At 42.8% G+C, this 15279-nt stretch carries 13 protein-coding genes and 1 riboswitch; of the genes, 7 read left to right on the top strand and 6 right to left on the bottom strand.

Features of this window, described 5'->3' with window-relative positions; genetic code table 11:
• Window positions 1-150: 150 nt before the first annotated feature.
• Window positions 151-1896, bottom strand: coding sequence for an adenine deaminase (gene ade / locus TV75_RS15790; RefSeq protein ID WP_044339762.1), 1746 nt, complete (start codon window positions 1894-1896; stop codon window positions 151-153).
• Between the two features lie 77 nt (window positions 1897-1973).
• Window positions 1974-2075, bottom strand: a riboswitch (purine riboswitch).
• A 225-nt stretch (window positions 2076-2300) separates the two neighbouring features.
• Here ade and TV75_RS15785 point away from each other — a divergent pair.
• The 6 genes from TV75_RS15785 (at window position 2301) to TV75_RS15760 (ending at window position 8539) form a co-directional block, all read left to right on the top strand.
• The gene (locus TV75_RS15785; RefSeq protein WP_044339761.1) at window positions 2301-3092 is read left to right on the top strand and encodes a DUF4397 domain-containing protein; all 792 of its coding nucleotides are present in this window, start codon (window positions 2301-2303) and stop codon (window positions 3090-3092) included.
• Window positions 3092-3703: a class F sortase gene (locus tag TV75_RS15780; protein WP_052504581.1), complete on the top strand. Its 612-nt coding sequence runs from the start codon at window positions 3092-3094 to the stop codon at window positions 3701-3703. Before TV75_RS15785 ends, TV75_RS15780 begins: the two co-directional genes overlap by 1 nt.
• Before the next feature lie 167 nt (window positions 3704-3870).
• Window positions 3871-4833, top strand: coding sequence for an alpha/beta hydrolase (locus TV75_RS15775; RefSeq protein ID WP_044339760.1), 963 nt, complete (start codon window positions 3871-3873; stop codon window positions 4831-4833).
• 14 nt (window positions 4834-4847) lie between these two features.
• A complete protein-coding gene (locus TV75_RS15770; RefSeq protein ID WP_044339759.1) occupies window positions 4848-5945 on the top strand; it encodes a threonine aldolase family protein in 1098 nt (365 codons plus the stop codon).
• 219 nt (window positions 5946-6164) lie between these two features.
• On the top strand, window positions 6165-7559 hold the full coding sequence (locus TV75_RS15765; RefSeq protein WP_044339758.1) for an FAD-binding oxidoreductase: 1395 nt from the start codon (window positions 6165-6167) through the stop codon (window positions 7557-7559).
• Window positions 7559-8539, top strand: coding sequence for a bile acid:sodium symporter family protein (locus tag TV75_RS15760; RefSeq protein ID WP_044339757.1), 981 nt, complete (start codon window positions 7559-7561; stop codon window positions 8537-8539). Before TV75_RS15765 ends, TV75_RS15760 begins: the two co-directional genes overlap by 1 nt.
• 137 nt (window positions 8540-8676) lie before the next feature.
• Here the strand turns inward: TV75_RS15760 and TV75_RS15755 are convergent, their stop codons facing one another.
• The 5 genes from TV75_RS15755 to TV75_RS15735 all read right to left on the bottom strand — a co-directional run bounded on the left by TV75_RS15755 (window position 8677) and on the right by TV75_RS15735 (window position 14021).
• Window positions 8677-9990, bottom strand: a complete 1314-nt coding sequence (locus TV75_RS15755; protein ID WP_044339756.1) for a short-chain fatty acid transporter — start codon at window positions 9988-9990, stop codon at window positions 8677-8679.
• Window positions 9991-10214: 224 nt separating this feature from the next.
• Window positions 10215-11222, bottom strand: a complete 1008-nt coding sequence (locus TV75_RS15750; protein ID WP_044339755.1) for a FecCD family ABC transporter permease — start codon at window positions 11220-11222, stop codon at window positions 10215-10217.
• Window positions 11219-12226 carry a FecCD family ABC transporter permease gene (locus TV75_RS15745; RefSeq protein ID WP_044339754.1) on the bottom strand — a complete coding sequence of 336 codons (1008 nt, stop codon included), beginning with the start codon at window positions 12224-12226 and terminating at the stop codon, window positions 11219-11221. Before TV75_RS15745 ends, TV75_RS15750 begins: the two co-directional genes overlap by 4 nt.
• 69 nt (window positions 12227-12295) lie before the next feature.
• Window positions 12296-13225 (bottom strand): iron-hydroxamate ABC transporter substrate-binding protein, encoded by a 930-nt coding sequence (locus TV75_RS15740; protein WP_044339753.1) that lies wholly within the window; start codon window positions 13223-13225, stop codon window positions 12296-12298.
• A complete protein-coding gene (locus TV75_RS15735; protein WP_044339752.1) occupies window positions 13176-14021 on the bottom strand; it encodes an ABC transporter ATP-binding protein in 846 nt (281 codons plus the stop codon). Before TV75_RS15735 ends, TV75_RS15740 begins: the two co-directional genes overlap by 50 nt.
• A gap of 195 nt (window positions 14022-14216) precedes the next feature.
• Here TV75_RS15735 and TV75_RS15730 point away from each other — a divergent pair, with 195 nt between their 5' ends.
• Window positions 14217-15266, top strand: a complete 1050-nt coding sequence (locus TV75_RS15730) for an NAD(P)/FAD-dependent oxidoreductase (protein ID WP_044339751.1) — start codon at window positions 14217-14219, stop codon at window positions 15264-15266.
• Window positions 15267-15279 lie beyond the last annotated feature (13 nt).

Here is a 15279-nt window from a genome sequence, read left to right as displayed (position 1 = left end):
ACAGCAGAGCTATTTCATATTGTGGACGATTCGACTGTTAAATAAATTATAAAAATCAACAGTCAAATTTCCCGAGGAATTCAACAGGTGAAAATACCTAGTAATTTAACTGTCAAAAAAAGAACATAATTCAACAGCCAAACAAACCCATCAGCCCTCTACCCCAACCTCAATATGCCGGGAACCATTAACATCAAACAATCCTAAATCCGTCAGCTTCAACTCAGGGATAACAGGCAATGTGAGAAAAGAGAGAGTCAGAAATGGATTAAAGTCCCCGGAAAATCCTATTTCTATAAACGCATTTTTCAACTCCCTGAGCCCGGATACCACCTCTTCAACTCCCTGATCAGACATCAACCCGGCAATCGGTAACGGAAGAGAAGCAATGACATTTCCGTCTTTCACCATCACCAGGCCGCCATTCATTTCGTTAAGCGACTCTATGGCTTGCAGCATATCAAGATCATTTGTACCGGTTGCAACAATGTTGTGAGAATCATGGGCAATGGTGGTGGCGATGGCTCCTTCTTTCAATCCTAATCCTTTTACTATGCCCAAGCCGATGTTTCCTGTCCCTTTATGTCTTTCAATGACAGCCATTTTAAGTTGGTCCTGTTGAATAGAAGGGATAAAGAATCCATTTTCTACTTGAACTTTTTCAATCCGTTTATTGGTTCTAAGGTGGTTAGGGATAATTTCAATAATATGTGCTTTATTTGTTCCGCCTATCTCGATTTGCAGATCCTTTTCAGTGAGATCCGGAATATGGACAGTTGAAGTCAGAGGTGGTGTTGGCGCCAGTCTTACGATTGATTCACCAACATATCGACTATGTGCTGCTACTAGTTTTCCTTCTTTGTACACCTCTGATATAGAGAGCGTTTTAAGGTCATCCAATAATACAAAATCCGCATCGTATCCAGGAGCTATGGCTCCTTTTGTGTGTAGCCCATAGCATTCAGCAGCATTCAAGGAGGCCATGGAAATGGCTAATAGAGGATTGAGTCCCTCTTTGATGGCTAGGCGGATATTGTGATCGATACTGCCTTCTTCCATTAAATCATCTAAATGTTTATCATCTGTACAGAATAGACAACGACGGGCGTTTCTTTCGTTCACTACACCTATAAGTGATTTTAAATCCTTGGCCACGGATCCTTCGCGAATGAGAAGGTACATCCCTCGTCGTATCCGTTCCAATGCTTCAGGGACGGTGGTGCATTCATGATCGGTCCGAATGCCCGCTGCTTTATACACATTGATCGCATTTGTGGAAAGTCCTGCTAAATGTCCGTCCATATTGTGACTATACTCCGAGGTGACAGTGATTTTATCGACAATGGAATTCTCGCCTATTTGGAGGGAAGGGTAGTCCATTACCTCTGCCAGTCCAAGGACACGCTCATGCTTATAGAAAGGTTCCAGCTCCTTGGCTGTCAGGGTTGCCCCTGCATTTTCAAACGGTGTTGCCGGCACGCATGATGGGAGCATGGTAAACACGTCTAATGGAATGTTCCCTGAATCATCCAGCATGAATCCGATTCCTTCTTCTCCGGATACATTCCCGATTTCATGGGGGTCTGTAATAACGGTCGTGACCCCATGTGGGAGGACGACTTTTGCAAATTCGGACGGTGTGACCATGGAGGATTCTATATGAACATGTGCATCGATAAAAGAAGGACTAATATATCTCCCCTCTGCGTCGATTACCTGTTTACCTTCAAAATCTCCAATTCCAACGAACATCCCATCTGAAATCGCCACATCTTCTTCAATGATGTCAAGATTGAAAACATCGATGATTTTTCCATTTTTAATAACCAGATCTGCCGGGATATCTTTATTCGCAGCTGCAATTCGTTTTTTTATTCTTTCTTTATTGGTACTCATGGGATCCTCTCCTTATCTATATAAAAAAACCCCGGGATGCACCCGAGGTTTGACGTAGAGAGAGAAGAATAGAGACTTTTGGCTCTACTCCCTCTCGTAGTCAAACCATTTACGGTGGTTTGGTAGAAACTTTTGGACCATATTTCCAATATTATACGAGTGTTTATATGATTTTATATGTTGAAAATGATTATTTCACATTTTATATGCATCAAATGGAAGGTGTCAATGGTAATCGGTTTTTAAGTAATGAAAAATATTCTCCCTTTTGTGAGTCAAAATGTCTCAGAGAGTTGAATGTGCTAATCTGACAGTTTATAAGTTGATATATTTCTCCAATGATTATACATTAGATGTACAAGTAAAATACAAAACTTGTACAACATACAAAAGGAGTGGAAGAAATGAAAAAGATTTTCTCGATTTTGGCAACTGTCATGTTAATGTTATCACTGGCTGGAGGTGCGTTTGCGGCTGAGAATGATGCGATGGTGCGTATTGTCCATGCTTCTCCTGATGCTCCTGCTGTCGATGTGTATGTGGATGGAAATGCAGTGGTTGAAGGCGCAGAATTTAAAGCAGCAACAGATTATATGAATCTTCCTGCTGGGGATCATAAAGTTGAAATCTATGCTGCAGGAACCATGGGAAGCGAAGATCCTGTCATTTCTCAAGATTTAACGGTTGAAGCAGGAATGGCTTACACCGTAGCGGCTGCTAATACACTCGAAAACCTGGAGTTAGTAGTAGCTCAGGATTCAATGGATGTAACAGAGGGAATGACAAAGGTGCGTGTAGGACATCTTTCCCCGGATGCTCCAACTGTTGATGTTGGTCTTGTAGGTGGGGACTCACTATTCAGTGGAGCCGAGTTCAAAGCAATCACGGATTATCAAGAGTTAGATCCAGGAACTTATGACTTAGAAATCAGAACACCAGAAGGAGATCAAGTATTAGACCTGTCTGGAACAATGCTTGAAGAAAACACGGTATATAGCGTGTTCGCAATCAATACATCAGATCAATTGGAAGTACTTGTCCTGAAAGATTATACATTAATGCCTGGCAGTATGCCTGAAACTGGTATGGGTGGAGCAGCGACTGAATCGTCTTCCACTCTTCCAATCGTACTTGCAACGGCAGTATTAGGTGGAGCAGCTCTACTATTTGTTACACGCAGAAAACTGCAAAAATAATGAAAAGACTTCTATTATCTTTCCCATTGATGGCTCTTCTGGCGGCATGTGCTGCCGAAGAGCCTCAATCGGTTACGAAAAGTGAAGTTCAATCATCCACCATCGAACAACCTGTTCAACCCGCTACTCCTGAACCGATAAAAAAAGAATACAGTATGACACCAGCTATTCTTTCCATACCGAAGCTTGACCTTGAAGCACCTATCAAGGAATTCGGACTCGATAAGGAAGGAAATATGGAGCTTCCGGATAACGGAGAGGATGTTGCATGGTTTGAACCGGGCTTTCAACCAGGGGAAAAAGGCAATGCTGTTTTGGCTGGCCATGTAGATGATGAGAAAAAGGCTGCTGTCTTTTATGAATTAAAAGAGCTTGAGCCTGGGGATGAGATCCAGTTACAAGATAAAGATGGAGCAACCCTGACATTTGTAGTAAGGGAAAAAGTCGCCTATCAAAAAGACGACGCGCCTCTCAGAACCATTTTTGGTCCAAGTCAAAAGCGCATGCTTAATTTGATTACGTGCACAGGTTATTTTGACCGGGAAATCCATAATTACGTAGAACGATTGGTTGTCTATACAGAACTTGTCGAAGAGAATAAAGGAATTTGAAGAGCTTATCTCCCATTAAGAGGAAGATAAGCTCTTTTTTTTATCCGGGGGATTCTGTATATGGAAAAGCTGTAAAAAATAGCACATATGAGCATGCCTTTTTCTATGAAACACATAACGGCTTCAAGTAAAATAGAGGTAACTACTTGTACGAAGGGGACCATGTCATGAAAAAACGTTTCGCATGGATCATAAGCAGTTTGCTGTTGTTATTGGTGGTAGGTCTTTTTGTAGCCGGTAACTATTTTTATGAGGTTGCAATTAATAGAAGTAACGAGGCAATAGAATTATATGGAGGCACGGAAGAAGCGGTGGAAGCTGTCAGTGCTTTGGAGGAAGAACAAAAAAGATTAGAAGAATTAAGGAACTGGACACGTAAGCGGAACTTTGAATCGGTTGAGGTCAAAACAGAGGACGGCTTGACCCTTAGAGCTCAATACCTTGAAAATGAGTCACCGAATGGGAAATCCGTTATACTCGCCCATGGGTATAAAGGGAATAGCGAGCAGATGCCTGAAATCACAAGATTCTATTACGAGGAAGGATACAATATTCTCAAACCCGATGCAAGAGGCCACGGGAAAAGTGAAGGGAATTATATCGGGTATGGCTGGGACGATCGATTAGATTATAAAGAATGGATCAATCTCTTAATCAATGAAAAAGGTGAAGAATCCATTTTTTTGCACGGTTTTTCCATGGGGGCAGCAACCGTATTGATGACAAGTGGTGAAGACCTTCCAGAAGAGGTGAAAGGAATCATTGCAGACAGCGGATACACCTCATTGAAAGAAGAGCTGACTCACCAATTAAAATATCTTTACCGTTTGCCGGCATTTCCCATTATGGAAATAACGAGTATGGTGACGAAGGTGAGAGCAGGCTATTCGTTCAATGAAGCCTCTGCACTCGAACAGGTGAAAAAAAACAAGTTACCTCTATTCATCATTCATGGAGATCAGGACGAGCTTGTTCCAACCGAAATGGCCAATCGCCTGTACGAAGCAACAAATAGCATGAAAGCATTATGGATAGTGCCAGGCGCCGGTCACACAGAAGGCTTTACGGTAGAGGAAGAGGAATACAAAAAACGAGTGAAGGGATTCATTGAAGAAGTGATGAACTCATAAAAAGGAGCAATACGATGGGAAAAAAAACTTTATTTGAAGCGTATAAACAGACTGCTTTTCAACTTCAGGGACATGGGAAACGAAATCTGGGTGTTCTTAAAGAGGCTTTAGTAGATATAGGTGGTGACTTGGACAGTGACATTTACGGATCGGGTAGGATCATAGAAGACTTTCAAAAGAAGATGGCCAACTTCCTGGGAAAAGAAAGTGCCGTTTTCTTCCCGAGTGGGACGATGGCTCAGCAGATCGCCCTGCGTGTTTGGTGTGATCAAAAAGATTTGCACAGGGTGGCCTACCATCCTTTAAGCCATTTAGAAATCCATGAAGAAGATGGGCTGAAGAAATTACATGGAATTGAACCGATTCTATTAGCTGACAAGGATCGTGTGATTGGATTGGAAGACGTGATTGGTCTTGAAACAGACATTGCATGCTTATTGTTAGAACTGCCTCAAAGGGAAATCGGCGGTCAACTGCCGGACTACGAGACGCTTGAAAACATCTCTGAATACTGCCGGGGAAAAGGGATCAGGATCCATTTAGATGGTGCAAGACTGTATGAAATTCTGCCCCACTATGGTAAATCAGCAGAAGAAATCTGTTCTCTTTTCGATAGTGTCTATATTTCATTCTATAAAGGCATCGGAGGAATTGCAGGTGCGATCCTGGCAGGAAGCGAGGAGTTTACGAAAGAATCAAAGGTGTGGAAAAGGCGTCATGGCGGTGATCTCATCAGCCTCTATCCCTACATCCTGAGTGCAGATTACTATTTTGACCAACGAATTAACAAAATGAATCAGTATTATGAAGGAGCTAAAGAACTTGCCGGTCTTTTTAACGGCTGCCGGGGTGTATCGACTCTTCCTGAAAAGCCTGTCTCCAATATGTTTCATGTCTTCTTTCAGTATCCACAAAAAGAAATAGAAACGATTTTAATAGATTTATATGAGGAGACAGGTATTGGGTTAACGGGATATGTAAAAGAAGTGACTGAAAATGAGTGTGCGTATGAAGTAAGTATAGGAGATCAATATGAGAACGTTTCAAAACAAGAATTGACTAAGTTATTTGTGGTGTTGGATGAGAAACTAAAAAGATTGATAGAGAAATAAACGACCAAAAAGCGGTACCGGATGATTCCGGTACCGCTTTTTTTGAGGGACGGACCTCTACCAATACAGTATCCGTGCCATTATAGTATTCTTCTCATCATTCATTATTCTGGAGGTCCGTCCCTCACCGGAGGAAGAAATATCTTTTTTACTATTGAAATATTCAGATTATTAGGTATAATTCGTTACATTATACATTTTCAGAAGGGGAGAGGGCATATGAGTGTGAAGGATAGTCGTTTGGTGGATGAACTGGGGGCAGTCGTAGATAGTCATCGGGTGACGGTGAATGAAACGATTTTAGAGCAGCATGGGAAGGATGAATCCTATCATAGGCCGAGTTCTCCGGATATAGTGGTGTTCCCTGAGAGTGCCGGAGAGGTGAGCGCGATTGTGAAGGTGGCATCCGCTCATCACACACCCATTATCCCGTTTGGTCTGGGTACAAGCCTTGAAGGTCATGTGATTCCATATGATAAAGGGATCACCATTGATTTTTCCCGGATGAATAAAATACTCGAGGTGAGGGAGAAGGATTTCCTCGTTAAGGTTCAACCTGGTGTTACACGTTCCCAGTTAAATAAAGAATTGAAGAAGTATGGTCTCTTTTTTTCAGTTGACCCAGGTGCTGATGCGACCCTAGGAGGCATGGCTGCCACTAACGCAAGTGGGACAACTTCTGTAAAATATGGAGTCATGCGGGATCAGGTTCGGGATTTGGAAGTGGTACTTCCGGATGGAGAGGTGATTCACACAGGAAACATGGCTCAGAAATCGTCGTCTGGCTATCACTTGAACAGTCTATTCGTAGGGTCAGAAGGAACATTAGGCTGTATCACAGAGTTAACCCTCCGCGTATATGGCATTCCTGAACATATTGTAGCAGCACGGGCATCGTTCAATCATATAAATGATGCAGTGGAAGCGGTCGTGTCCATTTTACAAGCCGGCATTCCGATTGCGAGAGTGGAGCTGGTGGATGAACCATCGATGATTCAAGTAAATAGATTCAGTGAGACGGATTATAAAGAAAGACCTACTCTTTTTCTTGAGTTTCATGGTAATGAAGCAGGTCTCCAACAAGATGTGGAATTCACCAAAGAGATTATGTCTGATCATGACTGTGAAGAAATCGTGTTTGAAGAAGACACTGCAGCAAGGAATAGATTGTGGGAAGCGCGACATAATCTTGCCTATGCTTATGTACATGGAAATCCAGGAAGGAAGCTCATGGTGACAGACGTGTGTGTGCCGATTTCAGAATTGTCCGGTGCCGTGCAGTATGCACGAAAAAGGCTGGAAGAATTAGAGTTGATAGGGGGAATCCTCGGACATGTGGGAGATGGGAATTACCATACATCCCTCATGATTGATTTAAACGATCCTGAAGAGGTGAAGAGAGCGGAAATCTATAACGAACAAATCGTGGAGTATGCCCTTGAACGTAATGGTACATGCACGGGTGAACATGGTGTAGGAGTCGGAAAGATGAAGTATCAACAGAGGGAACACGGTGGTGCTTTGCAGGTAATGGAAAAAATCAAGCTGGCCATAGATCCAAATGGAATCTTTAACCCTCATAAATTAGTACATAAAAAGAAGGAGGAACAATAATGAAACTACTCGAAACAATCAGCAATCTGGCAGGTAAATATTTCGCTGTCTGGGTCATCCTCGTAGCAGCGGTAGCCTATTTTGTTCCTGATCCTTTTCTGCCTTTGGGAGGGTACATAACGATTCTATTAGGTGTCGTGATGTTTGGAATGGGACTTACATTAAAGCCCGTCGACTTTCAGCTTGTTCTGAAGAAGCCGTTGCCGGTCCTAACCGGAGTACTGGCGCAATTCATCATCATGCCATTGGGTGCCCTATTGATAGCGTACATACTGAATCTACCGAATGAATTAGCTGCTGGATTGGTATTACTGGGATCGGTTCCAGGTGGAACGGCCTCCAATGTCATGGTGTATCTGGCAAAAGGGAATCTGGCACTATCCGTCGCCATGACATCACTGTCAACACTATTGGCACCGATTGCGACGCCACTGATTTTGTTAGCGTTAGCTGGCCAATGGCTTCCTGTCGATCCAATCGCCATGTTTCTTTCCATCGTTCAAGTGATCATCGTACCCATCACTCTTGGGTTAGTCATTCGAAAGCTATTCCCGAGCACAGTGGAAAAAAGTCTAAATGTCATTCCGTTGATTTCGGTATTGGCTATCATTATCATCGTCTCGGCAGTCGTATCAGCCAATGTCAATAATATCGCAACCTCAGGGGCGATCATTTTTACGGCTGTCATCCTCCATAATCTATTTGGACTTGGACTGGGTTATGGAACTGGAGTCCTTATGAAATTAGATGAAAGTAAAAGAAGGGCGATTTCGATTGAAGTCGGTATGCAAAATTCCGGACTTGGAGTGGCACTTGCCACTGCCCATTTTGGACCGCTGGCTGCTTTACCAAGTGTCATTGCAGCTGTATGGCATAATATTTCAGGGCCGATACTTGCCACGTTCTGGAGTAAGAAGCCAGTTAAGGATGGGAAAGAGGAGGAATTTGTGCCTCGGGCAGCTAGTCCGAATGCAAGGTAATGAAACGATTGAAGTGAAAGAACAATGGTTTTAACCATTTTATGAGATTGAGGCAGTAGGGAAAAAAGACTGATCCACTTTGAGTGGACCAGTCTTTTTTTTATCTATTTTTTTAGCATCAACTTTAAATAAGCTCTTTAATACAAGAATAGCAACAAGATGGTAGTAATGACTCCAACCCAGATAGCCAGTAAAAAGCAGTAACCCATGATGTGTCTAATATGAAGTCCAACAATACTCAGAATCGGAAGCGCCCAGAAGGGTTGAATCAGGTTCGTCCATGCATCTCCCCAGCCAACGGCCATTGCTATCGTTGAGGGATCAACTCCTAACTTCATTCCTGCTGGAACCTGTAAAGGACCTTGTAATGCCCATTGGCCTCCTCCAGAAGGAGCTAATATATTCACAACCCCTGCTGACCAATAAGTAAAGACATCAAAGGTTTCCTTATTTGCAATGGAAGTCATACCATCAATGATCGTTTGACCCAAACCTGAACTTGAAAGAACGGCTATGATTCCGGCGTAGAATGGAAATTGCAAGATAATAGGAGAAGTTGACCCAACAGCTTCTTTAAAAGCATTCCCAAACTGTCCAAGTGAACGGTGAAGGATAAGGCCCAGAGAAAGAAACAAGATATTAATGATATTCAAGTCGAGATCTCTTCCGATCACGAATTCATTTATCACATAAATCAATCCAACAATACCTGTCACAATCCCTAATACGGGCGTTTGTTCAAGTTTAAGAGCAGGCGTATCCGCTTCCTGTGATACGGTTTCTCTTTTCAAGGAAACTTCTTTTTCCTCGTAAGGTTTAATATTTTTCTTTGGAGCCATCAGGCAAATGACGATTGGCATGGTAACAAACAAGACAGCAAAAATAATGAGAGTGGAAGGATTGAATATGGTCTCTGAAGTAGGGATGACACCCATCACATCCGCTAAGAAATGATCTTTTGTAGCGACAGTCAAACCGATTGAACTTGATAAACCAGCGGTGTAAAGGACAGTTGGTGAATAAGCTGCTGCAACTAGGAGAGGAAAGTGTGCCTGCTGATTTCGCTTACCAACCTCACGTACAAAAATAGCCCCAACTACAACCGCAAGTCCCCAGTTAATATAATAGGCGAAAGCAGACACTACAAATGTAAGAACATAAGCTTTAGTAGGAGTATTTGCGAGTCCTGCTACTGATGCCAGTCCTTTTTTAACAACGGGTACAGCTGCTAATACCATCCCGGTCAGTAAAAGGAGGACCATCTGCATGGTAAACGTTAGGTAAACCCAAAATCCATCTCCAAATGATTTAACGAGAGTAATGGGTTCTTCAGGGTTCGTAATAAATCCGACTATGAAAACAAATAAAGTAAGGAGAACTGCAATGACAAATGCATCTGGCAAGTAACGCTGGACAACTCTTGAGACTCGATCTGCAATAGAAGATAACATCATAACAACTCCTCTCGGTGGTTGTTACATTATATTGAATGTAAGGTAAATACATGTCCCTAATTCAAACTAAAAGGAAATTGCAGGTTTTTACATAAGAGTAGTCATCTTCTTGGCAGAGAGGGACGGACCTTCTACTCGACTCCCTCAACACGCAAAAGTGCGTTCCTATCACATAACCGTAAAAAAATAACATGTAACAAGGTCCGTCCCTCAATAAAATCTTATTTCTTCAATAACAAATACATGAAATAAGGAGCCCCGATTAAAGCGATCATGATCCCGGCTGGAATGCCATCGGGTTCAAGGATATTACGCCCGACTGTATCAGCGAGTAATAGTAGCCATCCTCCAAGCAGTATGGCAATCGGGATGAACATTTGATTGCGTGGTCCGACCAGTGCTTTTGCGATATGGGGGGCCATTAATCCGATAAAGGCGATTCCCCCTGTGACCGAAACAGCTGAGGCGGCCAGGGCTACTGCTACCATCAGCATGATGAAACGTTCGCGGTTGATGGAAACTCCTACACCTACAGAGACAGGTTCACTTAGTCCCAAAAGATTCAGCATCTGAGACTTATAGATTGCAAACGGAATCAGAATCACCAACCATGGTAGAAGCGCCCAGATGAACGGCCAGTCTGACCCCCAGATATTCCCCGCCAGCCACATGGCAATGAAATCCACTTTTGCCCGTTCGGCACTGGAGATGAGAATGATCATGAGCCCAGATAGTGCCATCGAGAATCCGACCCCTACTAAGACTAATCTGACAGGCTGAATCCCATTCCGCTTACTATACGAAAACATATAGATGAAGCAGGCTGTAAGAAGAGCACCTGCGAAAGCCACAAGCGGCAGCAGATATGCAAATGAACCGGCATCTATCGGGAAAAATAAGAAGAAGATGGCAATGGAAACCCCTGCCCCGGAATTAATCCCGATAATGCCGGGATCGGCTAAGTCATTTCGGGTAATCCCTTGCAGTATGGATCCGGATAAAGCAAGGGCCATACCCGCCAAAATCGTAACGATGATTCTCGGTAAACGAATGGAAAAAAGTATGAATTCTTCTTTAAATGTTCCTTCACCTAAAATAGTAGGAAGGAGTCGATCATAGGATACGGAAGAGTAGCCCAATCCAATGCTAATAAATGTTGTTGCTGCGATAAGTACAAGTAATCCGATAAGTAGTAACCTTTGTTTTTTAATCAAATCAGGGTGTATCATGAAAATCCTTTCCCTCCTTTATGTACGATAAATAGGAAGAAAGGTAAGCCCATCATTGCGACGATCGCTGCCACTGGTGTTTCGAAAGGAGCGTTGATCGTGCGGCCGACTGTGTCTGCCAGAAGCATGAAGGATGCTCCAAACAGGGTGGAGATGGGGATGATGAATCGGTAATCAGTCCCAACCACAGCCCGGACTATATGGGGGATCATCAAGCCGATGAATACCATATTCCCAACAAGGGAAACGGCAGCTCCTGCAAGTAAAACAATTACGATAAACAGAATCGTTTTCACAAAAGCTGTTCGTTGACCCAATCCGACGGCAACTTCCTCATTTAAACTTAGTATTGTTAGCTGTCTGGATAAAAAGATTGCTACCACAATACCGATAAAAACAAATGGAACAATCACTTGAAGCTGATTCCAGGTTGTCCCGATCATTCCACCGGCGGTCCACATCGAAACATCTTTTGAAAGCTTAAAGTAAAGACCGATTCCTTCAGAAATGGCAAATAAAAAGGCGGAAACGGCTGCACCGGCCAATACAATTCTAAAGGGAGAGAAGCCGCCCCGTTTCATTGAGCTGATGCCGAATACCAACAATGCCCCTATAGCAGAGCCGAGGAAGCAAGCAATCATAATGCCAAAGTAGCTGATGGAAGAAGAGAAGGCAAGAGCAACGGCTAATGCTGCGTTTGCTCCCGCTGTCAATCCAAGTAACCCCGGGTCTGCAAGGGGATTTCGCGTCATGCCCTGCATGATGGCTCCCGAGACGGCTAAAGAGGCCCCAACAACAATGGCGGCAACTTCTCTGGGGAAGCGGATCTCCCGCAGGATGGTTACCTTATCTCCGTCACCGGACGGAGTCAATGCAAGCCATACGTCCTTCACAGTTGTCTCCGCAGCCCCATACACCACAGATACAAGAAATGCAGCTACAAATAAGAAGGTGGCCCCGATTAACTTATAAAAAAATGGAATTCGCTGATTTTGAGTTTTCATAATCCATCATCTTTTCTTTATTGGAGTAGAAAGAAAGGGAATTCTTGTAATAAGAATCCCCTTTACGAATTAGTTGCCTAGAAATTTCTCTTTGAAGAAATCCAGCTGGTAATCAAGTGTTAATGGATCATTAAAGTAGAATTCCATCATATTCACTTCATATACTTGGTTGTTCTTTACCGCAGGAATGTTTTTGTATGTTTCAGTTTCCATAAATGAGTTATCTGCTTTTGGATCTTTGCTTATAATCAGATAATCTCCGGCATACTCAGGCATAACCTCTGTTGAAAGAGCGAAATATCCAGGTTCCAACGCTTGTTCTTTTACTTTTTCAGGCATTTTCAGGTCCATTTCCTGATAGAGGATCTCGGTACCGCGACCCCAATTGTTTCCATAAACGTATAATTGCTTATTGAAGCTTTCAATAACGGAAACGGTGGTATCTTCTCCAATTTTCGCTTTGATGTCTTCTCCTGCAGCCTGGGCACGCTTCTTGAAGTCATCCACCCATTCTGTCGCTTCTTTCTCTTTATTTAGTAGTTTACCAATTTCGATATGTTGTGTTAAATAGTCTACTTTTCCATAAGTGTATGTAACAGTAGGGGCAATTTCATTTAACTTATCGACATTTTTAATATTGGAAAGGCCGATGATTAAATCTGGTTCGAGCTCGATGATTTTCTCCAGGTTTTCGTCGGTTACTTCTTCCACATCTTTTAATTCCTTATCCCAACGGGGATTCATTTTAGACCATGAGTCGACACCTACAACATCCACATCCAACGCCATGACGTTACCGGCAAATGAGGATAGGACGACTACGCGCTGTGGATCTGCCGGTACTTCAACCGGTCCATTCTCTGATTGATAGGTGATGGTATCAGAAGACTTCGTGTCCTTTTCTTTTGAATCCGAGCCTTCTTCGTTCGTAGAACTGTTGCCGCAGGCACTAACGAGCAGCACTAACAGCAGAGTGAACGGGATGAGCCATTTTTTCATGTTGATCTTCTCCTTTTAGTAGATTATATGTGTAACACATTGGCTTGTTTGTTCGAGGATCTCTACCTATCTCAGCATCGATTTGAAAGACCTTTTTCAGGACTTCATGTGTGATGACTTCCTCACAATTTCCGGCTTTGACGATTTCTCCTTCTTTTAGAGCAACGATGTAGTCGGCAAATCGTGCAGCTTGATTTAGATCATGGAGGACCATCACAATGGTGCGTTCCTGTTCTCTATTCAGCTTCTGTAGAAGTTCCAGTACTTCCAGCTGGTGAGCCATATCTAAATATGTAGTCGGTTCATCGAGGAAAATGATATCTGTTTCCTGGGCAAGGGCCATGGCAATCCAGACGCGTTGCCTTTGACCACCTGATAAGGCATCGACTTCCCTGTATTTATATTCCTGTGTCCCTGTCACTTCAAGAGCCCAGTTGATGACGTCATAATCTTTCTTCGATAGACGGCCCATTCCTTTTTGATGAGGGAAACGACCATATGAAACTAATTCCCCAACTGTCAGTCCACTGGCACTCTCCGGGGTTTGAGGAAGAATCGCCATCTTCTTCGCTAATTCCTTGGTGTTTCCTTTAGAAATGTTTTCACCATCTAAAAGGACGTTGCCGGAGTGATGGGGGATGATGCGGGTAATCGCTTTCAGTAAAGTCGATTTTCCACAACCATTCGAGCCTATGATCGTTGTGATTTTTTTATCAGGGATGTCCACGCTTAAGTTCTTTACGATGAGGCGTTCACCGTAGCCAATACTTAATTCGTTTGTATAGAGGCGGACCATAGTAAGACCTCCGTATGTAGTATAGTAAATGAATAATCCATTGATAATGATTATCAATCTCGAACAATTTAAATACTATAATCCTTTTTTACTAATGTCAATATAATTTTTTATTGTCAACGAAGAAAAAAAGAGGTAGGATGTAATTGAGAATGATAATCAATTGTATTTTGGTTACTCGAGGAGTGGACGTAAATGGATAATCATGAACTATTTGATGTGACAGTCATTGGGGGAGGTCCAGCGGGACTTTACTCAGCTTTCTATAGTGGACTTAGAGAAATGAAAACAAAGATCATCGAGTATCAACCAACATTGGGTGGAAAGATACATGTGTATCCTGAGAAAATGATTTGGGATGTAGGGGGACTCACTCCGATTCCCGGGGCGAAATTAATCCAGCAGCTTGTTCAACAAGGTTTGACTTTCGATCCCTCCGTCGTCTTGAACGAAAAAGTTGAATCCATTACACGCAATGAAAAAGGGATCTTTATATTAAAAGGGTCCTCTGGCGAAAAGCACTACTCAAAAACGGTCATCATTGCAGTGGGAAGCGGAATCATCAATCCTCAAAAGCTTGATATCGAAGGGGCGGAACGATTTGAAGTTTCTAATTTAAACTACACTGTCAAGTCATTGAAAAGGTTCAAAGATAAGACGGTCATCATTTCAGGTGGAGGGAACTCAGCCATCGATTGGGCAAATGAATTAGAACCCGTAGCGAAGAAAGTGTATGTTGCCTATCGGAAGGAAGCATTGAACGGACACGAAGCTCAATGTGCCCAGCTCATGAACAGTTCGGCCTCATGCCTCCTCAACACATCGATTACCAAGCTGATTGCAGCCGCCGATCACGAATCCATTGAAAAGGTGGAACTGACCAATCATCAAACTAAAGAGGTATTCTATTTACCCATTGATGAAGTGATCATTAATCATGGGTATGAAATAGATACTTCACTGCTGAAAAATAGTTCATTGGATATCGACATGATCGATCAGTATTACATAGCCGGTACGACAAACAGCGAATCATCGATAGAAGGTCTTTACGCAGCGGGTGATATTTTAAAACATGACGGAAAGGTTAACTTGATTGCAGGGGCATTCCAGGATGCTGCCAACGCAGTCAATAAAGCGAAGCAATTCATTCAGCCTGAAGCGAATAAAGTCGCCATGGTCTCTTCCCATAACGAAGTATTTAAGAAGAGAAACAAAGAACTGGTCAGGCAGATGATGAAGTAATGATTAAAGCTCT

Source organism: Rossellomorea aquimaris (assembly GCF_000935355.1).
GTDB classification, from domain to species: Bacteria; Bacillota; Bacilli; order Bacillales; family Bacillaceae_B; genus Rossellomorea; species Rossellomorea aquimaris_B.
The sequence above is the reverse complement of the archived record's forward strand: the minus strand, read 5'-3'. Positions and strand labels throughout refer to the sequence as shown.

Coding starts and splice junctions, on each gene's coding strand:
- TV75_RS15780 (WP_052504581.1), top strand. CDS start 3,092: ATGAAAAGACTTCTATTATCTTTCCCATTGATGGCTCTTCTGGCGGCA.
- TV75_RS15735 (WP_044339752.1), bottom strand. CDS start 14,021: ATGGTCCGCCTCTATACAAACGAATTAAGTATTGGCTACGGTGAACGC.
- TV75_RS15760 (WP_044339757.1), top strand. CDS start 7,559: ATGAAACTACTCGAAACAATCAGCAATCTGGCAGGTAAATATTTCGCT.
- ade (WP_044339762.1), bottom strand. CDS start 1,896: ATGAGTACCAATAAAGAAAGAATAAAAAAACGAATTGCAGCTGCGAAT.
- TV75_RS15770 (WP_044339759.1), top strand. CDS start 4,848: ATGGGAAAAAAAACTTTATTTGAAGCGTATAAACAGACTGCTTTTCAA.
- TV75_RS15750 (WP_044339755.1), bottom strand. CDS start 11,222: ATGATACACCCTGATTTGATTAAAAAACAAAGGTTACTACTTATCGGA.
- TV75_RS15785 (WP_044339761.1), top strand. CDS start 2,301: ATGAAAAAGATTTTCTCGATTTTGGCAACTGTCATGTTAATGTTATCA.
- TV75_RS15755 (WP_044339756.1), bottom strand. CDS start 9,990: ATGTTATCTTCTATTGCAGATCGAGTCTCAAGAGTTGTCCAGCGTTAC.
- TV75_RS15745 (WP_044339754.1), bottom strand. CDS start 12,226: ATGAAAACTCAAAATCAGCGAATTCCATTTTTTTATAAGTTAATCGGG.
- TV75_RS15775 (WP_044339760.1), top strand. CDS start 3,871: ATGAAAAAACGTTTCGCATGGATCATAAGCAGTTTGCTGTTGTTATTG.
- TV75_RS15765 (WP_044339758.1), top strand. CDS start 6,165: ATGAGTGTGAAGGATAGTCGTTTGGTGGATGAACTGGGGGCAGTCGTA.
- TV75_RS15740 (WP_044339753.1), bottom strand. CDS start 13,225: ATGAAAAAATGGCTCATCCCGTTCACTCTGCTGTTAGTGCTGCTCGTT.
- TV75_RS15730 (WP_044339751.1), top strand. CDS start 14,217: ATGGATAATCATGAACTATTTGATGTGACAGTCATTGGGGGAGGTCCA.